This window comes from Lelliottia sp. 489 (genome assembly GCF_050435885.1).
Taxonomy (GTDB): domain Bacteria; phylum Pseudomonadota; class Gammaproteobacteria; order Enterobacterales; family Enterobacteriaceae; genus Enterobacter; species Enterobacter nimipressuralis.
In genome coordinates this window covers 141,440-164,702 of record NZ_JBNDLC010000005.1, presented here as the reverse complement: position 1 = coordinate 164,702, position 23,263 = coordinate 141,440, and the positions used below count along the sequence as shown (strand labels likewise).

Sequence of the window (23,263 nt, the reverse complement as noted above, 5' to 3'; positions counted from 1 at the left end):
ACGTAGTGATTAAAAAAACCAGGACAGGAGTATACCTGTGCGTTGTGGCAAATACAGCCAGCGAGAATAAGCTAATCCATTTTCTGCGGCATGCCACGAAAAAAAAGCGTCAAAATGAGCATACCCGCCGCCTGTCCCCTCCCTTTCTTTGATCTTCTGCGGCTATTTTATCGATTCAGCTGTAGTAAAATTACGCAAATTTTTTGTCTCTTGAGCATGAGGTTGTCGCAATGTCGGTTTCTAAAAAACCTATGGTACTGGTGATTCTGGATGGTTATGGCTATCGTGAGGACAGCCAGGATAACGCCATTTTCAACGCTAAAACCCCGGTCATGGATGCGCTGTGGGCAAAACGTCCGCATACCCTGATTGACGCTTCTGGCCTGGAAGTTGGCCTGCCAGACCGTCAGATGGGCAACTCCGAAGTGGGACACGTCAACCTGGGCGCCGGTCGTATCGTCTATCAGGACCTGACCCGCCTGGACGTTGAAATTAAAGAACGTACTTTCTTCACCAACCCGGTGTTGACCACCGCCGTTGATAAAGCAGTCAACGCGGGCAAAGCCGTCCACATCATGGGCCTGCTCTCTGCCGGTGGTGTTCACAGCCACGAAGATCACATCCTGGCGATGGTTGAGATGGCCGCCGAACGCGGCGCAGAAAAAATCTATCTGCACGCTTTCCTCGACGGCCGCGACACCCCACCGCGCAGCGCGAAATCCTCCCTCCAAACCTTTGAAGAGAAATTTGCTGAACTGGGCAAAGGCCGCGTGGCGTCTATCATTGGCCGCTACTTCGCCATGGACCGCGACAACCGCTGGGACCGCGTTGAGAAAGCCTACGACCTGATGACCCAGGCAGCAGGCGAATTCCAGTTTGATACCGCTGTTGCCGGTCTGGAAGCCGCTTACGCGCGCGATGAAAACGACGAATTCGTAAAAGCGACCGTGATCCGTGCTGAAGGCCAGGCCGATGCCGCAATGGAAGACGGCGATGCGCTGATCTTCATGAACTTCCGCGCTGACCGTGCGCGCGAAATCACCCGCGCTTTCGTGAACGCGGATTTCGACGGTTTTGCCCGTAAAAAAGTCGTGAACCTCGACTTCATCATGCTGACCGAATACGCCGCAGACATCAAAGTCCCTTGCGCGTATCCACCGGCATCGCTGGCAAACACCTTCGGCGAGTGGATGGCGAAGAACGACAAAACGCAGCTGCGTATTTCTGAAACCGAAAAATATGCGCACGTGACCTTCTTCTTCAACGGCGGTGTTGAAGAGCCGTTCAAAGGCGAAGACCGCATTCTGATCAACTCTCCGAAAGTAGCGACCTACGATCTGCAGCCAGAAATGAGCTCTGCTGAACTGACCGAGAAACTGGTTGCGGCAATCAAAAGCGGTAAATACGACACCATCATCTGTAACTACCCGAACGGCGATATGGTCGGGCATACGGGCGTGATGGAAGCCGCGGTGAAAGCGGTTGAAGCGCTGGACCACTGCGTTGACGAAGTGACCAAAGCGGTCGAATCCGTCGGTGGCCAACTGCTGATTACAGCTGACCACGGTAACGCAGAACAGATGCGCGATCCGTCTACCGGACAGGCGCACACAGCACATACCAACCTGCCTGTTCCGCTGATTTACGTGGGTGAGAAATCTCTGAAAGCAGTGGAGGGCGGCAAGCTTTCTGACATCGCACCAACCATGTTGACGCTGATGGGTATTGAAATCCCGCAAGAGATGACTGGCAAGCCGCTGTTCATCGTGGAATAATCCCTCCCCATGAGGGGAAAGGCGATTTTTTCAATCACATGGGTCGTGAAGCCGTTACGGTTATCAGTCAGGCCTCTGCTTTACGCCAGCGCACTCAGCGCTGGCGTATTGCTGTGCGCCGCATCCGCCCACGCTGACGATCGCGATCAGCTCAAATCTATTCAGGCCGATATCGCCGCCAAAGAGCGCGCGGTACGCCAGCAGCAACAGCAACGCGCCTCACTGCTTGCACAGTTAAAGCAGCAGGAGGAAGCGATCTCTGCCGCCGCGCGCAAACTGCGCGAAACGCAGAACACCCTTTCCGTGCTGAACAAGCAAATCGATGAGATGAATGCGTCGATTGCCAAACTGGAACTCCAGCGAGCCACTCAGGAACGTAACCTTGCAGCACAGCTCGACGCTGCGTTTCGTCAGGGCGAGCACACCGGCATTCAGCTGATCCTCAGCGGGGAAGAGAGCCAGCGCGGGCAGCGCCTGCAGGCCTATTTCGGCTATCTGAACCAGGCTCGTCAGGAGACCATCGCGCAGCTTAAACAGACGCGCGAAGAGGTCACCTCGCAGAAAGCCGAGCTGGAAGAGAAGCAAAGTCAGCAGCAAACCCTGCTTTACGATCAGCAGGCGCAGCAGGCGAAGCTGGAACAGGCGCGGAACGAACGTAAGAAAACCCTCTCCGGGCTGGAATCTTCCATTCAGGAAGGCCAGGCGCAGCTGGGTGAAATGCGCGCCAACGAATCAAAACTGCGCAACAGTATTGCTCGCGCAGAAGCCGCCGCCCGGGCACGCGCCGAGAAAGAGGCCCGCGAAGCGCAAGCCGTAAAAGACCGTCAACAGGAAGCCTCTCGCAAAGGCTCGACCTACAAGCCAACGGAAAGCGAGCGCTCGCTTATCTCACGTACCGGCGGATTAGGCGCCCCACGCGGACAAGCCTATTGGCCCGTGCGCGGCTCTATTTTGCATCGCTATGGCGAACAGCTGCAGGGTGAGCTACGTTGGAAGGGTATCGTGATTGGCGCGTCGGAAGGGAGCGAAGTCAAAGCGATCGCCGATGGCCGCGTGATCCTCGCCGACTGGCTGCAAGGCTACGGCCTGGTGGTGGTGGTTGAGCACGGGAAAGGCGACATGAGTCTTTACGGCTACAACCAAAGCGCGCTGGTCAGCGTCGGCACTCAGGTCCGTGCAGGACAACCCATCGCCCTTGTGGGCAGCAGTGGCGGTCAGGGCCGCCCGTCACTCTATTTCGAAATTCGTCGCCAGGGTCAGGCGGTCAATCCACAGCCGTGGTTGGGAAGATAAGTTTTGCTTCAATTTCGTCGTATTGTTCTCTCCGTCGTCAGTGCACTGGCGCTGGCTTCACCGGTTTACGCAGGCAAATTAGCCATCGTCATTGATGACTTTGGCTATCGTCCGCACAACGAGAATCAGGTGCTGGCGATGCCGTCGGCCATCTCCGTCGCCGTTTTACCCAATGCGCCGCACGCGCGTGAAATGGCGACCAAAGCCCACAACAGCGGGCATGAAGTGCTCATCCACCTGCCGATGGCGCCGCTGAGCAAACAACCGCTGGAAAAAGACACCCTCCGTCCGGAGATGAGCAGCGACGAGATCGAGCGCATCATTCGCGACGCCTACGGCAAAGTGCCGTTTGCGGTCGGGCTAAATAACCACATGGGCAGCGCCATGACCTCGAGCCTGTTCGGGATGCAGAAAGTGATGCAGGCGCTGGAGCGCTACAACCTCTATTTTCTCGACAGTATGACCATCGGCAATAGCCAGTCTATGCGCGCCGCGCAGGGCACGGGCGTGAAAGTGATTAAGCGCAAAGTGTTTCTTGATGACACCCAGAACGAAGCCGATATTCGCTTCCAGTTTAATCGCGCCGTCCAGTTGGCTCGCCGCACGGGCTCCGCGATCGCCATTGGTCACCCGCACCCGTCCACGGTGCGTGTCTTGCAGCAAATGCTGCCGACGCTGCCCTCAGACATCACGCTGGTCCGCCCAAGCAGTCTGCTGAACGAACCGCAGGTTGATACGTCACGGCCAGACACTTCCACGCCAGGCAGCAAGCCACGCACGGAGCCTAAAAATCCATTCCGTGGCGTACAGATTTGCAAACCGAAACAGCCGCCTGAGCCGGTCTATGCGACCCGATTCTTCACAGTTATTGGTGAGAGCGTCAGCCAAAGCTCGCTGGTGACTTACTTCCAGCACCAGTGGCAGGGCTGGGGTAAGAAAGCGTAATTATTCTGTGAGATGAGAGTCCGCTGGCTTTTTCGCCACGGACTCTTTTTGATCCTGGTGCTGATACCAGGCTTTGAAATATTTCAGGAAGCTGTACGAACTGGCATACAACCCCGTCACGATCCCCACTTTTCCCTGCCGCCATGCGCCACTCAGCAGATACCATTTGAAGAACGCGCCGATACCGCTGACCACACCGCGCACGATAGAAGGCCGCACATTCTGATATTTCACCAGCCGGGACGTATAGCTATTCAGCTTATTGAACACTTCATGAAGAGTGTAAAACGTGTCGTGACGAACCCGTCCTGGCATTTTGATTGCCTTAAGCGTGCCTTCCACTTTGTCATCGACCGGACGGTGATTAAACCGGCCATGTGTACGATTGAACAGACGCACCGGGAAGTCTGGTGAAGAGACGGGATAAATGGTCCGGACTTCTTCACCCAGTACGTGCCAGTAGCGCGGAATACGCCAGGCCTGATCAGCGGCAGGTTCATCGCCCGCTTTGAGCGCCAGAATGAAATCAACCAGCTCAGCGTCGAGGATCTCATCGCTGTCCATGCACAGCACCCAGTCGTTTGTCGCCAGATCAATCGCATGATTCATCTGCGCGCCGTGCATTGCATAGGGGTGGTAGTGGGTGGTAAGGCCGTATTCACGGCAGATATCCAGCGTGGCATCCGTACTCCCGGAATCAACCACGACGAATTCATCCGCCACGGTGAGCAGCGGTGGCAGGACTTCACGCAGCAGACGCGCTGAGTTACAGGTCAATAAACAAACGGTAAGCTTGAACATAGGCACTGTAAAAGTAAATGAAACCTAAACAAACTTTATAAGCGTGTGGTTAAAAAAGCGAAGTAAAAATCGAAATAATCTGATTGCGGATACAAGAAGTGTGAATGAGTCGAAAAAAAAGCGCCCGCAGGCGCTTTCATGGTTAATCCCAGCTCAGGATCACTTTCCCGGACTGGCCCGAGCGCATCGCGTCGAAACCTTTCTGGAAATCATCGATGCCGAAATGGTGCGTAATGATTGGCGTCAGGTCCAGACCGGACTGGATCAGCGCGGCCATTTTGTACCAGGTTTCAAACATCTCACGGCCATAAATACCTTTGATGAACAGACCCTTAAAGATGACTTTGTTCCAGTCGATAGACATATCTGACGGCGGAATACCCAGCATCGCGATACGGCCACCGTGGTTCATGGTATCGAGCATGGTGCGAAACGCAGGCGGTGCGCCGGACATCTCCAGTCCCACATCGAAGCCTTCGGTCATGCCAAGCTCGGTCATCACGTCGCTCAGGTTCTCTTTCGAGACATCCACTGCGCGAGTCACGCCCATTTTGCGCGCCAGAGACAGGCGGTATTCGTTCACATCGGTGATCACGACGTTACGCGCACCCACATGTTTCGCCACCGCTGCGGCCATAATACCGATCGGGCCTGCGCCTGAGACCAGCACATCCTCGCCCACTAAATCAAACGACAGCGCTGTGTGAACCGCGTTGCCGAACGGGTCGAAGATCGAAGCCAGGTCATCAGAGATGTTGTCCGGAATTTTGAAAGCATTAAACGCCGGGATCACCAGATATTCAGCGAAACAGCCCGGACGGTTAACACCTACGCCCACGGTGTTGCGGCACAGATGGGTGCGTCCACCGCGACAGTTACGGCAGTGACCGCAGGTGATATGGCCTTCACCGGAGACGCGATCGCCGATTTTGAACCCCTTCACTTCCTGGCCGATACCGACCACTTCGCCGACGTACTCATGACCAACCACCATCGGAACCGGAATGGTTTTTTGCGACCACTGATCCCAGTTGTAGATGTGAACGTCGGTACCGCAAATGGCGGTTTTACGAATTTTGATCAGCAGATCGTTATGACCGACTTCCGGCTCCGGCACGTCGGTCATCCAAATCCCTTCTTCCGCTTTCAGTTTGGATAACGCTTTCATCACACGTCCTCAGGCAATCACGCCCAGTTGTTTGCCGATGCGGGTAAAGGCTGCCACCGCACGCTCGATTTGCTCAGGTGAGTGCGCCGCAGACATCTGGGTGCGGATACGCGCCTGACCTTTTGGCACCACCGGGAAGAAGAACCCAGTGACGTAAATCCCCTCTTTTTGCAGCTCGCGGGCAAAGTTTTGCGCCACAACCGCGTCGCCTAACATCACCGGGATAATCGCGTGGTCGGCACCTGCCAGCGTAAAGCCTGCAGCGGTCATTTTTTCGCGGAAAAGACGCGCGTTAGACCACAGGCGATCGCGCAGCTCAGCGCCCGATTCCACCATCTCCAGCACTTTAATGGAGGCAGAGACAATCGCCGGTGCCAGAGAGTTAGAGAACAGATACGGACGGGAGCGCTGGCGCAACCATTCGACCACTTCCTTGCGCGCTGCGGTATAGCCGCCGGACGCGCCGCCGAGCGCTTTGCCCAGCGTACCGGTGATGATGTCCACGCGACCCATCACGTCACAATATTCGTGGGAACCGCGACCGTTTTCACCGACAAAACCGACCGCATGAGAGTCATCAACCATCACCAGCGCATCGTATTTGTCTGCCAGGTCGCACACGCCTTTCAGGTTGGCGATCACGCCGTCCATGGAGAACACGCCGTCGGTGGCGATCAGCACGTGACGCGCACCGGCTTCACGCGCCTCTTTCAGACGCGCTTCCAGCTCCTGCATATCGTTGTTGGCATAGCGGAAACGCTTCGCTTTACACAGACGCACGCCGTCGATAATCGAAGCATGGTTCAGGGCGTCAGAGATAATCGCGTCTTCCGCACCCAGCAGGGTCTCAAACAGACCGCCGTTGGCGTCGAAGCAGGAAGAGTAGAGAATTGCATCTTCCATCCCGAGGAACGCCGCCAGCTTGCTCTCAAGCTGTTTGTGGCTGTCCTGCGTGCCACAGATAAAGCGCACGGAGGCCATACCAAAACCGTGGGTGTCCATGCCGTTTTTGGCAGCGGCAATCAGCTCAGGGTGATTCGCAAGACCTAAGTAGTTGTTCGCGCAAAAGTTGATCACCTTGCTGCCGTCAGCGACGGTGATATCCGCCTGCTGCGCAGAAGTGATAATACGTTCTTCTTTGAACAACCCTTCCGCGCGGGCGGTCTCCAGGTCGTTGTTTAACTGTTTGTAAAAATCACCACGCATTGCAATTCTCCAGACTCGGCAAATTTCGGCACATATTACCCAAACCTATACGTCGATACGAGATGACGCATCATCAGTTATCGTTTTTGCAGCATAAATCACGTGTACCCCTGCTGCATATCGGTGAATGGCTGAAGGGGCGCCATACTAATGATATGATATGAATATTAGTGTTCGGGACTGGCCCCGAACTCCACACTACAAAGGTTACCGTTATGATCATCGTTACCGGCGGCGCGGGCTTTATTGGCAGCAATATTATCAAGGCCCTCAATGACAAAGGCATCACCGACATTCTGGTCGTGGACAACCTGAAAGACGGCACCAAGTTCGTGAACCTGGTCGATCTGAACATCGCCGACTACATGGATAAAGAAGATTTCCTGATCCAGATTATGGCAGGTGAAGAGTTCGGCGAGATCGAAGCCATCTTCCACGAAGGTGCCTGCTCCTCCACCACCGAGTGGGACGGCAAGTACATGATGGATAACAACTATCAGTACTCCAAAGAGGTTCTGCACTACTGCCTTGAGCGTGAAATTCCGTTCCTGTACGCCTCTTCTGCGGCGACCTACGGCGGCCGTACCTCCGACTTTATTGAATCACGCGAATACGAACAGCCGCTGAACGTATACGGCTACTCCAAATTCCTGTTCGACGAATACGTGCGTCAGGTTCTGCCGGAAGCCAACTCCCAGATCGTGGGCTTCCGCTATTTCAACGTCTACGGACCGCGTGAAGGCCATAAAGGCAGCATGGCGAGCGTGGCGTTCCACCTGAACACGCAACTGAACAACGGCGAAAGCCCGAAACTGTTCGAAGGCAGCGACGGCTTCAAACGCGATTTCGTCTATGTGGGCGACGTGGCGGCAGTCAATCTGTGGTTCTGGGAAAACGGTGTCTCCGGCATCTTCAACCTGGGTACCGGCCGTGCGGAATCCTTCCAGGCGGTAGCTGACGCGGCGCTGGCCTACCATAAAAAAGGCAGCCTCGAGTACATTCCGTTCCCGGAAAAACTGAAAGGCCGTTACCAGGCGTTCACTCAGGCCGATCTGACCAACCTGCGTGCTGCGGGCTACGATAAGCCGTTCAAGACCGTTGCCGAAGGCGTAACGGAATATATGGCCTGGTTAAACCGCGATTCACAAACACATTAAGCGGTAACAAGGCTGCATCTGAGTGCATCCCCAGGAACATAGGATAACTATGTGACTGAGGTGAAGAAGGCAGCCAACGCTGAGACCGTTTGAAGGATGAAGTGAATGAAAATACTGGTGATTGGTCCGTCATGGGTGGGCGACATGATGATGTCGCAAAGTCTCTATCGCACGCTCAAGGCGCGCTATCCCCAGGCGATAATCGACGTGATGGCACCCGCGTGGTGCCGTCCGTTATTGTCGCGGATGCCGGAAGTGAACGAAGCGATCCCCATGCCGCTCGGCCACGGGGCGCTGGAAATTGGCGAGCGTCGCAAGCTCGGGCATAGCCTGCGCGAGAAACGCTACGACCGCGCGTTTGTTCTGCCGAACTCTTTTAAATCTGCCCTGGTGCCTTTCTTTGCGGGCGTTCCACACCGCACCGGCTGGCGCGGCGAGATGCGCTACGGTCTGCTCAACGATGCCCGTGTGCTGGATAAAGAGGCCTGGCCGTTAATGGTCGAGCGTTACGTGGCGCTGGCGTATGACAAAGGCGTGATGCGCACAGCGAAAGATCTGCCGCAGCCGCTCCTGTGGCCGCAGTTGCAGGTGCACGACGGCGAAAAATCGCAAACGTGTAATGCGTTTGACCTTTCGGCGGAACGCCCGATGATCGGCTTCTGCCCTGGGGCAGAATTCGGCCCGGCAAAGCGCTGGCCGCACTATCACTACGCCGAGCTGGCAAAACAGCTGATCGACGAAGGCTATCAGATCGTGCTGTTCGGTTCGGCGAAAGACCACGAAGCGGGCAACGAAATTCTCGCCACCCTGAGTAACGAACAGCAGGCCTGGTGCCGCAATCTGGCAGGGGAAACTCAGCTGGAGCAGGCGGTTATCCTGTTGGCGGCCTGTAAAGCGGTCGTCACCAACGATTCGGGGCTGATGCACGTCGCCGCCGCGCTAAACCGCCCGCTGGTCGCGCTGTACGGCCCAAGCAGCCCGGATTTCACGCCGCCTCTGTCCCATAAAGCGCGTGTGATTCGCCTGATCACCGGCTATCACAAGGTCCGCAAAGGCGATGCGGCAGAAGGCTATCACCAGAGTCTGATCGACATTACGCCCCAGCGTGTCCTCGATGAACTCAACGATCTGCTGTTGAACGATGAAGGATAACGAATGCGGGTGTTGATCGTGAAAACTTCTTCTATGGGCGATGTCCTGCACACGCTGCCGTCTCTGACGGACGCGATGCGCGCCATCCCCGGTATTCGTTTTGACTGGGTGGTGGAAGAGGGGTTCGCGCAAATCCCCACCTGGCACGAGGCGGTAGACCGCGTTATCCCGGTGGCGATTCGCCGCTGGCGCAAAGCCTGGTTCTCCGCACCGATTAAAGCTGAACGTAAAGCCTTTCGCGAGGCGGTGCAGGCGCAGCGCTACGATGCAATCATCGACGCCCAGGGCCTGGTTAAAAGCGCCGCGCTGGTGACGCGCCTGGCGCATGGCGTCAAACACGGTATGGACTGGCACAGCGCCCGCGAACCGCTGGCGAGCCTGTTCTACAACCGCCGCCACGCCATCGCTAAACAGCAGCACGCCGTTGAGCGCACGCGCGAGCTGTTCGCTAAAAGCCTCGGCTACGCCAAGCCTGAAATCCAGGGCGATTACGCTATCTCGCAGCACTTCTTAACGGGATCGCCCCATGACGCTCAGCCCTACCTGATCTTCCTCCACGCCACAACACGCGACGACAAGCACTGGCCAGAATCTCACTGGCGGGAACTGATCGGGCTGCTCGGCCACACAGGCTTGCGCATAAAACTCCCGTGGGGCGCGCCACACGAAGAGGCGCGGGCCAAACGGCTGGCGGAAGGGTTTGATTACGTCGAGGTTCTGCCACGCATGAAACTCGATGGCGTCGCACAACAGCTGGCGGGGGCGACCGCGGTGGTTTCCGTGGATACAGGGCTAAGTCACCTGACGGCGGCCCTCGATCGTCCTAATATTACGCTTTACGGCCCAACCGATCCGGGCCTTATCGGCGGCTACGGAAAAAATCAAACTATCTGCCGCCCGGAACATTCATTGCAGCTGAGCGACCTCAGCGCCGCTGCGGTTTTTGCGCAATTAGAGCCTTTGCTGGCAGCAGAGAGAGCCTATGTCTGATTTTTTCTCAGCGGAGCGTCCGCCAAAACGCGTGCTGATCATTAAGCTGCGTCACCACGGTGACGTCCTGCTGACCTCACCGGTCTTTACCGTATTGAAAAAAAACTGGCCGGACGTGGAAGTCGATGCCCTGGTGTATGACGATACCCAGGCGATGCTCACCAGCCATCCGTACATCGACCAGGTGCATACCATTGGCCGCAACTGGCGCAAGCAGGGGTGGTTTGCCCAGCTCCGTCTGTACCGTGCGCTGCTCAAAACGCTGAAGGCGCGCCACTACGACGTGCTGATTAACCTCACCGAACACTGGCACGGCGCGCGTCTGGCGCGTCGTCTGAAACCGCGCGTCTCCGTGGGCTTTAAGCCGGAGAAACGCAGCGGGCTGGCGCGTCGTCGCTGGGTGAAATCCTTCACCACGCTGTATCCGGCGATTCAGGACAACAGCCGTCACATGGTGGAGGTGAACCTCGACGCCCTGCGCCGGATCGGAATTCATCCGCAAAACGATGACGATAAACATACGCTGTTTGTGCCAGGCGACGCGGCGGAAGCCTCAATCGCGGAAAAACTGGCCGGTTTTGGCCTTGCCAGCAAATCCTATATTCTGGTGCATCCAACCTCCCGCTGGATGTTCAAAGCCTGGGATATCAAAAAGCTGGCGGCCACCATCGACAACCTCGCCTCGCGCGGGCTGCCGATTATCCTCTCGGCTGCACCGTCGAAAGAGGAGTCGGCCTATATGGATGAGCTGCGGGCTGCGCTCAGACAACCGGTGTTTGATTTAAGCGGGCAGCTGAATCTGAAAGAGCTGGGCGCCCTGATGAAACATGCGCGGATCTACTTCGGCGTCGACTCAATGCCGATGCACCTCGCGAGCGCCGTTGGCACGCCAACCGTGGCGATTTTCGGCCCGACAGGGGCGATCAAATGGGCGCCGTGGGGCGTGAACTATCGCGTCATCACCGCCGGAATGACTTGCCAGCCGTGTGGCAAAGCAGGCTGTGGCGATGGCGGCGTGTCGGACTGTATTACGGCGATTACGCCTCAACAGGTCCTGAGCGCCATTGATACGCTGCTGCTGGACTCTCCGGCATGAAACTGGCGATCGTCCGACAAACCTATAACCCCAACGGCGGCGCAGAGCGTTTTGTCTCCCGTGCGCTGAACGTCCTGGCGCAGGATACGGCGCTGGATGTGACGCTGATTGCCCGCCAATGGGAAGACGCTGCTGGCTGGAACACGCTAACGGTAAATCCGCCGTTTCGTAACCGTCTGACCCGCGAATCCGGCTTTGCTGACGCCGCCGCCGCGCAGTTTGCGATGTTCGATATCGTGCAAAGCCATGAGCGCATTCCGGGCGCGACGATTTTCCGCGCGGGCGATGGTGTTCACGCCACCTGGCTTGAGCAATACAGTCGCATTTTGTCGCCGCTGGCGCGCTGGGCGCAGTCCCTGAGCCGCTATCATCGCTATATTTTGCAGGCAGAAACGCAGATGTTTACCCATCCGCAGCTGCGCAAAGTGATCTGCAACTCGAAGATGGTGCGCGACGATATTGCGCGCCGCTTTGCGCTGCCGGACGATAAATTGACGGTGATTTATAACGGCGTCGATACCCAACATTTCTCGCCCGACGTGCGCGCGCTGTCTCAGCGTGATGCGTGGGGCATTCCGCGCCATGCACCGGTGCTGGCGTATGTGGGGTCCGGCTTCAGTCGCAAAGGGGTGGCTACTGCCCTGCGGGCCATTGCGCCGCATCCTGACGTCTGGCTGGTGATCGCCGGGCGCGATAAACATGCCCGTAAATTCGAAAAGCTAGCCCAGACTCTTGGCGTGGCATCCCGCGTACGTTTTCTGGGACCGGTTGCCGATGTTCGCCAGGTGTACGGCACCGCCGATGCGCTGATCCTGCCGACCCTTTACGATCCATTCCCTAATGTCTGCGTCGAAGCGCTGGCCTGCGGTCTGCCGCTGATGACCAGCCACGGCTGCGGTGCGGCGGAATGGATCGAAGAGGGCATTAACGGCTGGGTACGTGATGCCCTCGACAGTAACGGCTATCAGCAGGTCGTCGGCAAATGGCTTAAAGGGCGAGAACTCGGACGGGATTATTCAGCAGCGGCGCGCGCCACTGCTGAACCCTACACTCTTGAGAGAATGGCGAAAGAGCTACAGTCGCTCTATCACGATTTGCTGCGCTGAGCGGCATTAGAGAAAACTTTCTCCATCGCATCCAGCATGCATTCGCGCGTAAAATGGGCGCACAGGTAGTCATATCCCTGCTGCGCCAGCGTCTCGCGAAGATTCGCGTCGTTATACAGTTTCTCAATCGCCCCTTGCAGTGCAGACTCATCACGCTGAGCAATCAATAATCCCGTTTTGCCGTCGATCACCGCATCCGCTGTACCACCCGCATCGGTGGCTATGGTCGCGATACGTGAGGCCAGCGACTGCAATACTCCCTGCGGCACCCCTTCCATATCGTGCGATGGGCTAAGGGCAATATCAAATGCCGGGAACCAGCGCTCCGGGTCGCTGCGATGCCCGGCCATGAGCACGCGCTGCTGCAACCCCAACGCGGTGATTTCCTGCTCCAGCGTCGCCTTGTGTGGCCCCTCACCGACGATCGCCAGTTTAATACGCGGGTTATCGATCTTCGCCAGAGCGCGCAGCAACACGCTGTGGCCTTTGTTCGGGCGCAGATGCGAGACCACACCGAGCCAGAAATCATTCTGCGTCAAACCGCAGTGCTCACGGGCCTGCTGTTTATCAGCAGGATGAAAACGCTGAGTATCTACCCCACTGGGCACCGACGTGCTCTGTGCCATCGGCACACCAATATCAGCCACCTGATGGCGAAGCGCCTCGCCCGTGGTCACAATATGGGCGCAGGCTTTGCGAAACAGCCAGCGGGTCGTCCAGTTGTTACGTGGAACACCCGATGCATGGCGAGTACGTACCAGCGGGACGGGATTCGAGAGAGTCAGGTTGGCGAGCGCCACCAGCCAGGTATCGGCAGAATTGTGACTATTGATGACATCTATAGATTTTCGGTTATCTTTCAACCAGCGGCGCAGCAACTGCAGATTTTTGAAATTTTTGCGCTTCAGCGGCATTGTCACTACCGTCAGCCCAGCTTCACGGGCCAGGGCGTGCAGCGGCGCTGTTTCCGGGCAGAGAATGATCACCTGATGGCCGCGATGAATAAGCCCTAACGATTCGTTGATGATGCGCAGCGGCTGCCCGCCTTTGCCACCATCTGCTTCAGTGTGAACAATATGCATACATTTCCTGTGAATGGGCTGTAACCGGACTCATACGGGCATTATATACATTGCCAGCAACGGAATGCACAAAGTCAGCATTAAGCGGGAAATCACGGATTATTCTTGCTTACAAACATAGTCCTTCTGTAGTTAAGGTATTTGTGGTACTTTTCCCACGCTTTTATTCCCATCGGATATCCGTGGAATTATCGTATAGCATTGTTAACTAACCGGTATAAAAGCCTAAATCCTTAACCAGTACCATAAATATGACAAATATTCGCAACATCCTGACGGGCCTTTTAGTACCGGCTGTACTGGCTTTGTGTTTTGTCTGGCCAATCCCGAATGACCAGCTTCCTTTTCACCGCAATGGCCTGATCTATCCCATCATCGCTGTGACCCTGGGTCTTTTTTTTAGCTCAACCTCGGCGAAGAAAAACCTTGACGTCAGCAAAATCAAGTTCGTTCTCATCGCGATATGGATATTAACGTTCTATATCTTGATTAACGGCTTTTTTGTCGCGCCTGATATTAAAGAGATGGTGTCGACGTGGGATGGGCAATGGTTGCGCCCGGTATTACTTTTCTGCGCAGGTCTGGTGTTAATCCCGGCCATTCAAACCCAGTATCCTTCTATTTCAGCCGCCCGCTATTTCACGCTGATCGTTCTCTTTTTCTGGGGCGTAGTCTGTATTCATTTACTGGATACACTCTGGCTCTACTGGCGCGACGGTGTGATCCATTGGGGCGAAACGCGGATTGTATACAACCGCACGCGTATGAGTTTCCAGGTGAACATGATCACTGGATTCCTGATTGCGGAACTGTTAGCGCGCGGCTTACTGCATCAGCGTTTCTTACGCCTGAAAACGCCGTTCCTGGCCTTCATGCTGATCTGCAACCTGATCTGCACAGCGCTGGTTGATACACGTTGGGGCACCATCGGCCTGGTCGGCAGTCTCTTCTCGACCTTTGTCCTGCTGAGCCTGCACAGCATGCGTCGTAGTCGGGTGATAATCACCGCTGGTGTGTTATTTATTATATTCATCGCGTCATTGTTGCTAGGTTACACATCCTGGAAAACCGACCCACGCTGGCAGAATCTTGAAACCGATGCTATTACGGGCTGGAACGCCCCTTTAACAAGTTTCTGTTATAACAAAACAAACGGTAGCGTTCCTCGCAACGATGAAGGCCGTGCAATGAACCATTCCAATGGTTGCCGCGCCAGTTATTTCCATCAGGGCTGGAAACTGATTGCAGAACATCCCGCAGGGATGGGGCCGCGCAAAGAAGCGTTCCGCTACGTGCTGCGCCGCGATACCCAGGACAATCGCATTAACATTCCGCACAGCCACTACGGCCTGATTGAATTCGGCATCCAGAACGGGATTGCCGGGATTGCGGGCTGGCTGATTCTGCTGGCGGGCTGCTGGTACGTTGGCTGGCGTGAGTTCCGTCATGGCAATACCATGGTCGGGATGTTCCTGCTGCTGTTTACTATCGGTTTCTTCTCCCGAACCATGGTCGATCACAACCTGAAAGACCACTATCTGGAGCAGTATCTACTCTTGACCGGGCTACTTATCGGGATGTGCGCACTGCGTACGACTAAAGGCACAGAGCCCCTCTCCTGAGTACAAATACCGTGCGCCAGTGCCAGTCCGCATCGGCGCACGTATTTCCACCCGAACTCTTTAGCCTGTCGGCTGTCGAATTGCCATCGCACGTTACGGTTGAATACGCTGATCGCTGCAGCACCGCAGAATAATACGGAGTAAGCATGTCTGGAACGCCTCAATTAAGCCTCATTGTCGCCGTATATAATGGTGAATCTTTCCTGAGCGCTTTTTTTGACAGCATTAAGAAACAGAATCTGGAAAGCCTGGAATTGATCGTGGTGAATGACGGCTCCACTGATAATTCTGCGGACATTATCACGCGCTACTCCAGTGAATTTAGCGATTTTCAGGTCATCGATCAGCCCAACGGCGGCGTCTCTGCCGCCCGTAATACTGGTCTTGCGGTCGCGAAAGGCGAGTATGTCGCTTTCCCGGATATCGACGATGTAATCTATCCCGGCATGTATCCGCGACTGCTGGAGCTCGCCTTTGCCGGAAACCTCGACGTTGCCACCTGTAACGGCACCTACATTTACGATGATGGCCGCCCGTCGAAGAAGATTTTTCCGTCCGATAAGCTCGCATCCACGGGCGTTCTCGATGGCCCTACATGGCTACAAATGGCGCTGGAATCGCGTAAATTCCTGCACGTCACCTGGCTGAATATCTATCGCCATGCCTTTATCAAAGAGCAAGGGTTTACATTCGAGCACGGTCTGCGCCATCAGGATATTCCGTGGACCACGGAAGTGCTGCTGACCGCCAAACGCGTTCAGTATGTGGATGAAGTCTTTTACGATTATCTGATTCACTCAGCGTCGGTTTCCCATACGCCGGGCACCGACGATACGCGGATGCGATCATCTCGCCATTACATGAAAATACTGGAGATGCTGGAGGCAATTAATCAGCGCCATCCAGAACAGGTTAAGCGCGTCCCGGCCTGTCACTGGCAAATCGCCAAAGAGGGTTTAGGCATTCTGCACAGTATTAACAACATCGAAGACAAAGCGAAAAAGCGCGAGATCACCCAGGAGCTGTTCGATCGCGGTATCTGGTCAATGATCTGGAAAAACGCGCGCGGCTTGCGTCAACGCTGGCGTCTGGGACGTCGCTACTTCCGTCTTAAAAAAATTCTCGGCTAACGGACATTATGAGCAAACTCAAACTACACGCGGTTTCCCGCGCTGATTTTATTGCTAAAAATTACGCAGATTTCCAGACATTGCTGGATAACCGCGTAAACCCGGACAGCATCCCTGAGCGTTTTTATTGTGGTGGCCGCGGCGGATGGACTTTCCAGACGACGCTGGCGCTGAAACACTATTACGGCGATGAGATTGAGTGCTCGTTTGGCTCAGAGTGTCGGGCAGATGCCATCAACCTGATGCATAACGATGACTTTGGCTCACGCGTAAAACCGTGGCGCGGTGTGACCGTGGTAGCGCGTGCCGACCGTCCGCCGGTCATCGGTGCTGATGTCGTGGTGGATCAGAACCCGGAGGTCGACGGTCACAGCAATCGTATTTTCGTACCGTACTGGCCGCAGCCCGGTGTAAAACCTCGCGAACGCACGGATGAAACCGTCAAAACCGTGGCCTTCTTTGGTCGCGTCGACAGCTTCCCGGAGGCGTATCGCGAAGGCAATTTCAAACAGCGTCTGGCGGAACAGGGTATCGAACTGCGCATTTCATTCGATAACTGGACGAACTACCAGGACGTGGATGTGTGCATCAGTTTCCGCAAATCGCACGACCACAAACTCGCCCGCAAACCTGCCAGTAAGCTCATCAACAACTGGCTGGGTAAAACGGTCATGGTCTGTGACGACGAGCCCTCTTACCGCGCTATCCGTGAGTCTGAACTGGACTACCTGATCGCTAAAACCCCGGACGAAGCATTCGAGGCCATTATGCGCTTAAAAAATTCTCCTGAGCTGTATCGTCAGATGCGTGAACAGGGTGATAAACGTCTGCAGGTCTATTCCCGCGAAGCGGTTGCCGCCCGCTGGTATGCCCTGTTTGAGGATATCTGGCGTAAAGGATTGCACAATCGCCCCACACTGGTTCGCGCACTGCGCTTTGGATTTGGTAAAGCCATTCGTCCGCTGACTAAAAAGTTCTGAGTTAGATTGAGTCTGAACATGTTTAAAACATCTACACAATCATCACTCACACCGCGCCGCAATCTCCTGCGCACGCTGGTGTTGACGCTGGCTTTCCTGGTGCTGTTTTCGCTTTCCGAAATCATCATTCTGTTAAAAGACCACGTTTACCAACCCAAAGCCGGGGATATCTCGCTTTATCTGATCATTTCGCTGTTAGCGGCGGTGAGCGCTCGATTCTTCCTCACGCGCCTGCTGCTGGCGGTGACGTTTATCGTGCAGATCTCAGAAGCGGTCTACTATCAGTTCTACGGTCAATTCTATGGCCCAAGCGAAGTCTGGCTGGCGTTCGTTGAAACGAAAGATATCGCCAGCGGGATCACCGACAGCCTCGGCTCGCTGGGCATCTACTTTGCGATCATGATCGTGGCGGTTGTGTTTGCTCTGGTCTTTACCCGCCGGATGGCACCGCAGTGGCATAAATGGCTGGCAATGCCGTGCCTGCTGGCTATCGTGGTGATGTTCGCGGGCCAGTTCTACAAAGCGATCGACGGGCAGATGTATAAATTCAACCCGGATCTCCGCCACTCGCTGCTGCGTAATGGTCTGTCTGCCATGAGCTTCAGCGCCATACGCCTGATACCGGAAGCCCTTTCCGGTGAAAACCAGAGCGTCACCCATTATGAGCCGTACCAGGTTAAACCGGTAGAAGGCACCCAGGCGGGCAAATACTCCATCATTCTGGCGATTGGCGAGAGCCTGAACCCGCACCACGTTAGCGCGCTGGGTTACGATCGTGATACCACGCCGGAACTGAAAGCGCTGATGCAGCAGTATCAGGGGTCTGGTCGTCTGATCGTCTCTAACGCCGTCTCGACGCGCGTCGCCATTCCGATGCTGGTGAATAACCTGCGCGAGCCAGATAACTACGGTGCGTATAAATCGAAATCGACCAATATCTTTGCCAATGCGAAGAAACAAGGTTATCAGACCGCATTCATCTCCGCGCAAGGTCTGGAGGGGCTGAGTAACTGGATCGGCATCCACGATATTGATCTGTGGGAAGACACGCAGATCCGCCCGGCTCCTGATGTCGGTGCAGACGTTGTGCTCACACCGTCAGTGGAAAAAGCGACGCTGGACTGGAACAAACCCTTCCTGATGGTACTTAACAGTCGCGCGCCGCATATTCCTTACGAGCGCAACATTCCTCAGGGCTTCGCCAAATTCTCTTCGCCGCGCCTGAACGATGATGTTGCACAGAAGAAAAATGAGTACGACGACGCCGTTCGTTTGTACGATAAAGAGTTGGCCTCTGCAATTCGCACTACCATGGCAAAATCCAAACTGCCGGTGCTGGTGTTTATCACCTCGGATCACGGGGAGCGCGTGGGCGATGGCGGATTGTTCGGCCACTCCGTCGTTGAGATGCCGATCGCTCAGGTGCCGTTCCTCTATTTCAGCAACGACCCGGCCTATTCCATGAAGGCGATTAGCCCGCAGATCCCGCTGAACCACTTCCAGGTGGCGACGCTGATCAACAAAATGCTGGGCTACTCGGTGAGCAACCCGAATCAGAAAGACGACAGCTTCTTTATCACCGGCGGCGATATTCGCGGCCTGTCGGAGCGGGTGACCTATCATCTGAATGCGCTCCCTGAAGCAGAGCGTTAATTCGCAAGAGACAAAACGGGCAAGCAATTGCCCGTTTTTTTTTGGGAAAATGAACGTAACACAGCCAAATGCACGAGCAAAAACGCCAAAGAGATAGCTTTAAACCGCCTAAATGCTTAGAATTTGCCCGCCGAAACTAAAAAACGGATAATCGCTTGGAATTGTTGTATACCGCCCTGCTTTACCTCATTCAGCCACTGGTGTGGCTGCGACTGCTGCTTCGTAGCCGTAAGGCGCCTGCGTATCGAAAACGCTGGGCTGAACGTTATGGCTATTGCCGCAATAAAGTCGCCCCGGACGGTATTTTACTGCACTCCGTATCCGTCGGTGAGACGCTGGCGGCAATCCCGCTGGTACGCGCTCTGCGCCACCGCTATCCGTCATTGCCCATCACCGTCACAACGATGACCCCGACTGGCTCCGAACGCGCCATGTCGGCCTTCGGCAAAGACGTGCATCACGTCTACCTGCCGTATGATTTACCCTGCGCCATGAACCGCTTCCTCAACACCGTGCGTCCAAAGCTGGTGATCGTGATGGAAACCGAACTGTGGCCAAATATGATTTCCGCCCTGCATGCCCGTAAAATTCCGCTGGTCGTGGCGAACGCCCGTCTGTCGGAGCGTTCTGCGAAGGGCTACGGCAAGCTGGGCAGCTTTATGCGCCGCCTGCTGTCAAAAATCACGCTGATCGCCGCGCAAAACGAAGAAGATGGCGCGCGCTTTATCTCCCTTGGGCTGAAGCGCAATCAGCTCGCTGTCACCGGCAGCCTGAAATTTGATATTTCCGTCACACCGGAACTCGCCGCCCGCGCAGTCACGTTACGTCGCCAGTGGGCGCCGCGTCGTCAGGTGTGGATTGCCACCAGTACTCACGACGGCGAAGAAGAGATTATCCTGCAGGCCCATCGCCAGCTGCTGGCGAAATTCCCGGACCTCCTGCTGATTCTGGTCCCTCGCCATCCGGAGCGCTTCAAAGATGCCCGTGAAATGGTGCAGAAAGCCGGATTTAGCTTCACCCTGCGTAGCAGCGGTGAGATCCCGTCTGGCAGCACTCAGGTGGTGATTGGCGATACGATGGGCGAACTGATGCTGCTGTACGGAATTGCCGATCTGGCCTTCGTCGGCGGAAGCCTGGTGGAGCGCGGCGGTCACAACCCGCTGGAGCCGGCCGCACACGCGATTCCGGTGCTCATGGGTCCGCATATTTTTAACTTCAAAGATATCTGCGCTAAATTGCAGCAAGCCGACGGCTTAATTACCGTAACGGATGTGGATTCTGTCGTGAAAGAGGTTTCTACTCTGCTCACCGACGAAGATTACCGCCTGTGGTATGGCCGCCATGCCGTCGAAGTGCTGCATCAGAATCAGGGCGCCTTGACCCGTCTGCTGCAACTTCTGCAACCTTATCTGCCTCAGCGGAGCCACTAATGTCGACGCGTCTGTCGGTCGTCATGATCGCCAAAAACGCCGCTGACCTGCTTCCGGACTGCCTGGCGTCTGTCGCCTGGGCCGACGAGATTGTCCTCCTCGATTCAGGCAGCGAGGACAACACCACGGAAATCGCCCGCGCTGCGGGAGCGAAAGTCTTTGTCGATACGGACTGGCAGGGTTACGGCATTCAGCGCCAGCGCGCGCAATCTTTTGCCACCGGTGACTACGTGCTGATGATCGATACCGACGAGCGCGTCACACCGGAACTTCAGCAATCCCTGTTATCTGTTCTGGCTGCGCCCCAGCCTGGCGCCGTTTACAGTATCGCCCGCCAAAACTATTTCCTTGGTCGTTTCATGCGCCACAGCGGCTGGTATCCAGACCGCGTGATGCGCCTGTATGAGCGCGAGCGCTACCAGTACAACAGCAATCAGGTGCACGAGTCGCTGGAGTGCGCGAGCGCGAAGGTCATCCCGCTGGCAGGCGATTTACGCCATCTCACCTGCCGGGACTTTGCCAGCTTCCAGCGCAAACAGCTCAGCTACGCAACCGCATGGGCGCAGGAGCGTCATCAGCGCGGCAAGAAAGCCTCGATTGCCGGAATCTTCGCCCACACGCTGGGGGCGTTTCTCAAAACGCTGATACTGCGTGCAGGTGTGCTGGATGGTAAACAGGGCTGGCTACTGGCGGTGGTGAATGCGCAGTATACTTTCAACAAATACACCGAGCTGTGGGCTTTGAACCGCGGCTACTCAGAGAAAGCGTGAGCCATGAGCACAAAAGCGATTTATCCGGGTACCTTCGATCCGATCACTAACGGTCATCTTGATATCATCACCCGCGCAGCGAGCATGTTCGATCGGGTGATTCTGGCCATTGCCGCCAGCCCAAGTAAAAAGCCGATGTTCGATCTGGATGAACGCGTCGCGCTGGCGACCGCTGCGATTGCGCATCTGCCAAATGTGGAAGTGGTGGGTTTTAGCGATCTGATGGCGAACTTCGCCCGCGCACAGCAGGCTACTATCCTGATTCGCGGGCTTCGCGCCGTGGCCGATTTTGAATATGAAATGCAGCTGGCGCACATGAACCGTCATCTGATGCCGGAACTTGAAAGCGTGTTCCTGATGCCGTCAAAAGAGTGGTCGTTTATCTCATCGTCTCTGGTAAAAGAGGTGGCGCGCCACGGGGGCGATGTGACGCACTTCCTGCCAGCGAACGTCCATCAGGCGTTGATGGATAAGCTCAAATAATTCACTTCTGGCACTGGCGGCAGTAAAACGTCGCCCGCTGCGCATGTTTCGATGCCACTATCGGCGTGCCACACACTCTGCACGGCTCCCCTTTTCGGCCATACACCTGCAGCTCCTGCGCAAAATAGCCCGGTTTACCGTCGCTTTGCAGGAAATCCTTCAGCGTGGTTCCTCCTTGCTCGATCGAGCGCAGCAGGACCGCTTTAATCACCTTCACCAGCAATGTGAACTCTTGATCGGAAAGCGAAGAGGCGAGCCGATCGGGATGGATCCCGGCAGCAAACAGGGATTCACTGGCATAAATATTACCGACACCCACCACCAGCTTGTTATCCATCAGCCAGGGTTTAATCGGGGTTTTCTTCTTCGCGCACTTCGCCTTCAGGTAGTCGGCGTTGAAATCCGAACTGAGCGGCTCAGGGCCAAGATGGGCCAGCACGTTGTGCCCTTCCAGCTCTTTGGTCCATAGCCATGCGCCAAAGCGGCGGGGATCTGTGTAACGCAACACTTTGCCGTTGCTCATCACCAGATCGACGTGGTCGTGTTTTTCGGCGGGTAATTCTTCAGTGAGAATTCGCAGGCTCCCGGACATCCCCAGGTGGATAATGATCCAGCCATCGGGTAATTCCAGCAGCAGATACTTGGCGCGACGCTGCACGCTGAGCACAGGCTTATCACTGAGGGCGTGGATCTCATCGGAAACGGGCCAGCGCAGGCGGCCATTACGGACGACAGCGTGAAGAATGGTTGCACCCACCAGATGAGGCTCAATTCCACGGCGGCTGGTCTCTACCTCAGGTAATTCAGGCATGTTTCCTCCATTGAGATACACAGAATGCAAAAAACCCCGCTATTGCGGGGTTTTTCTTCAAAGAAAACTAAAATTATTTGATTTTAGCTTCTTTGTACAGCACGTGCTGACGGACAACTGGATCGAACTTTTTCAGTTCCAGTTTTTCCGGCTTAGTACGCTTGTTCTTCGTGGTGGTGTAGAAGTGACCTGTACCAGCAGAAGAAACCAGCTTGATTTTCTCACGAATACCTTTAGCCATGATTTATTTCCTCGTTAAGTACTTAGTACTTTTCGCCACGGGCACGCAGTTCGGACAGAACTGTATCGATGCCTTTCTTATCAATAACACGCATACCTTTAGCAGATACACGCAGGGTGACAAAACGCTTCTCGCTCTCAACCCAAAAACGGTGAGAGTGCAGGTTCGGCAGGAAACGGCGTTTAGTCGCGTTCAGTGCGTGGGAACGGTTGTTACCGGTCACCGGACGCTTGCCAGTAACTTGGCAGACTCGGGACATGTCTATTCTCCAAAAATCAAATTAGCTCGAGCTTCGTATGGGGTATCGGCGCCTCGTCAGGCTTTACAGCCCGGTCATCGCGGTTCTAAGCGAACTCTCGATTGCCAGGCCCA

At 55.6% G+C, this 23,263-nt stretch carries 22 protein-coding genes; 15 read left to right on the top strand and 7 right to left on the bottom strand.

Going from position 1 to position 23,263, the window contains the following annotated elements; all coding sequences use genetic code 11:
- The first annotated feature begins 230 nt into the window (after positions 1–230).
- The 3 genes from gpmM to ABIE11_RS16705 are packed head-to-tail and all read left to right on the top strand — an operon-like array spanning position 231 to position 4,013.
- Positions 231–1,775, top strand: a complete 1,545-nt coding sequence (gene gpmM, locus ABIE11_RS16715) for a 2,3-bisphosphoglycerate-independent phosphoglycerate mutase (protein WP_429184911.1) — start codon at positions 231–233, stop codon at positions 1,773–1,775.
- A 33-nt stretch (positions 1,776–1,808) separates the two neighbouring features.
- A complete protein-coding gene (gene envC, locus ABIE11_RS16710) occupies positions 1,809–3,068 on the top strand; it encodes a murein hydrolase activator EnvC (RefSeq protein ID WP_231275396.1) in 1,260 nt (419 codons plus the stop codon).
- A gap of 3 nt (positions 3,069–3,071) precedes the next feature.
- Positions 3,072–4,013, top strand: coding sequence for a divergent polysaccharide deacetylase family protein (locus tag ABIE11_RS16705; protein WP_129035867.1), 942 nt, complete (start codon positions 3,072–3,074; stop codon positions 4,011–4,013).
- Here the strand turns inward: ABIE11_RS16705 and ABIE11_RS16700 are convergent, their stop codons facing one another.
- The 3 genes from ABIE11_RS16700 to kbl form a co-directional block, all read right to left on the bottom strand.
- Positions 4,014–4,814 carry a glycosyltransferase family 2 protein gene (locus ABIE11_RS16700; RefSeq protein WP_429184910.1) on the bottom strand — a complete coding sequence of 267 codons (801 nt, stop codon included), beginning with the start codon at positions 4,812–4,814 and terminating at the stop codon, positions 4,014–4,016.
- A gap of 142 nt (positions 4,815–4,956) precedes the next feature.
- Positions 4,957–5,982 (bottom strand): L-threonine 3-dehydrogenase, encoded by a 1,026-nt coding sequence (tdh, locus tag ABIE11_RS16695; protein ID WP_095280179.1) that lies wholly within the window; start codon positions 5,980–5,982, stop codon positions 4,957–4,959.
- Between the two features lie 9 nt (positions 5,983–5,991).
- Positions 5,992–7,188, bottom strand: a complete 1,197-nt coding sequence (gene kbl / locus ABIE11_RS16690) for a glycine C-acetyltransferase (RefSeq protein WP_107702526.1) — start codon at positions 7,186–7,188, stop codon at positions 5,992–5,994.
- A 215-nt stretch (positions 7,189–7,403) separates the two neighbouring features.
- On the opposite strand from kbl, the gene rfaD reads away from it, so the two are divergent.
- From rfaD to ABIE11_RS16665, 5 genes are all read left to right on the top strand, one after another.
- A complete protein-coding gene (rfaD, locus tag ABIE11_RS16685; RefSeq protein WP_102105062.1) occupies positions 7,404–8,345 on the top strand; it encodes an ADP-glyceromanno-heptose 6-epimerase in 942 nt (313 codons plus the stop codon).
- Positions 8,346–8,450: 105 nt separating this feature from the next.
- Positions 8,451–9,497: an ADP-heptose--LPS heptosyltransferase RfaF gene (gene rfaF, locus ABIE11_RS16680; RefSeq protein ID WP_102105063.1), complete on the top strand. Its 1,047-nt coding sequence runs from the start codon at positions 8,451–8,453 to the stop codon at positions 9,495–9,497.
- A gap of 3 nt (positions 9,498–9,500) precedes the next feature.
- The gene (rfaC, locus tag ABIE11_RS16675; RefSeq protein WP_123429698.1) at positions 9,501–10,487 is read left to right on the top strand and encodes a lipopolysaccharide heptosyltransferase RfaC; all 987 of its coding nucleotides are present in this window, start codon (positions 9,501–9,503) and stop codon (positions 10,485–10,487) included.
- Positions 10,480–11,583 carry a putative lipopolysaccharide heptosyltransferase III gene (gene rfaQ / locus ABIE11_RS16670; RefSeq protein WP_100778189.1) on the top strand — a complete coding sequence of 368 codons (1,104 nt, stop codon included), beginning with the start codon at positions 10,480–10,482 and terminating at the stop codon, positions 11,581–11,583. Before rfaC ends, rfaQ begins: the two co-directional genes overlap by 8 nt.
- Positions 11,580–12,689 (top strand): glycosyltransferase family 4 protein, encoded by a 1,110-nt coding sequence (locus ABIE11_RS16665; protein ID WP_429184909.1) that lies wholly within the window; start codon positions 11,580–11,582, stop codon positions 12,687–12,689. Before rfaQ ends, ABIE11_RS16665 begins: the two co-directional genes overlap by 4 nt.
- On the opposite strand, the gene ABIE11_RS16660 is transcribed toward ABIE11_RS16665, so the two are convergent.
- Positions 12,671–13,771 (bottom strand): glycosyltransferase family 4 protein, encoded by a 1,101-nt coding sequence (locus tag ABIE11_RS16660; protein WP_429184908.1) that lies wholly within the window; start codon positions 13,769–13,771, stop codon positions 12,671–12,673. The two genes, ABIE11_RS16665 and ABIE11_RS16660, sit on opposite strands and share 19 nt — an antisense overlap.
- Before the next feature lie 251 nt (positions 13,772–14,022).
- Here ABIE11_RS16660 and ABIE11_RS16655 point away from each other — a divergent pair, with 251 nt between their 5' ends.
- The 7 genes from ABIE11_RS16655 (at position 14,023) to coaD (ending at position 21,839) form a co-directional block, all read left to right on the top strand.
- A complete protein-coding gene (locus ABIE11_RS16655; protein ID WP_429184907.1) occupies positions 14,023–15,393 on the top strand; it encodes an O-antigen ligase family protein in 1,371 nt (456 codons plus the stop codon).
- Between the two features lie 146 nt (positions 15,394–15,539).
- Complete coding sequence (locus tag ABIE11_RS16650) at positions 15,540–16,523, top strand: glycosyltransferase (protein ID WP_429184906.1); 984 nt, start codon at positions 15,540–15,542, stop codon at positions 16,521–16,523.
- A gap of 8 nt (positions 16,524–16,531) precedes the next feature.
- A complete protein-coding gene (locus ABIE11_RS16645; RefSeq protein WP_429184905.1) occupies positions 16,532–17,503 on the top strand; it encodes a glycosyltransferase in 972 nt (323 codons plus the stop codon).
- A gap of 18 nt (positions 17,504–17,521) precedes the next feature.
- Positions 17,522–19,156, top strand: coding sequence for a sulfatase-like hydrolase/transferase (locus ABIE11_RS16640; RefSeq protein WP_429184904.1), 1,635 nt, complete (start codon positions 17,522–17,524; stop codon positions 19,154–19,156).
- Between the two features lie 155 nt (positions 19,157–19,311).
- Positions 19,312–20,586 (top strand): lipid IV(A) 3-deoxy-D-manno-octulosonic acid transferase, encoded by a 1,275-nt coding sequence (gene waaA / locus ABIE11_RS16635; RefSeq protein ID WP_100778195.1) that lies wholly within the window; start codon positions 19,312–19,314, stop codon positions 20,584–20,586.
- Positions 20,586–21,356 (top strand): glycosyltransferase family 2 protein, encoded by a 771-nt coding sequence (locus ABIE11_RS16630; RefSeq protein WP_429184903.1) that lies wholly within the window; start codon positions 20,586–20,588, stop codon positions 21,354–21,356. Before waaA ends, ABIE11_RS16630 begins: the two co-directional genes overlap by 1 nt.
- A gap of 3 nt (positions 21,357–21,359) precedes the next feature.
- Complete coding sequence (gene coaD / locus ABIE11_RS16625) at positions 21,360–21,839, top strand: pantetheine-phosphate adenylyltransferase (RefSeq protein WP_123429704.1); 480 nt, start codon at positions 21,360–21,362, stop codon at positions 21,837–21,839.
- Between the two features lies 1 nt (position 21,840).
- Here the strand turns inward: coaD and mutM are convergent, their stop codons facing one another.
- The 3 genes from mutM to rpmB form a co-directional block, all read right to left on the bottom strand.
- Entirely contained in the window at positions 21,841–22,650 is an 810-nt protein-coding gene (gene mutM / locus ABIE11_RS16620; protein ID WP_429184902.1) for a bifunctional DNA-formamidopyrimidine glycosylase/DNA-(apurinic or apyrimidinic site) lyase, read from the bottom strand.
- Positions 22,651–22,723: 73 nt separating this feature from the next.
- Positions 22,724–22,891 carry a 50S ribosomal protein L33 gene (gene rpmG, locus ABIE11_RS16615; protein ID WP_003024094.1) on the bottom strand — a complete coding sequence of 56 codons (168 nt, stop codon included), beginning with the start codon at positions 22,889–22,891 and terminating at the stop codon, positions 22,724–22,726.
- A 22-nt stretch (positions 22,892–22,913) separates the two neighbouring features.
- Positions 22,914–23,150 (bottom strand): 50S ribosomal protein L28, encoded by a 237-nt coding sequence (rpmB, locus tag ABIE11_RS16610; RefSeq protein WP_002436699.1) that lies wholly within the window; start codon positions 23,148–23,150, stop codon positions 22,914–22,916.
- Positions 23,151–23,263: the final 113 nt, after the last annotated feature.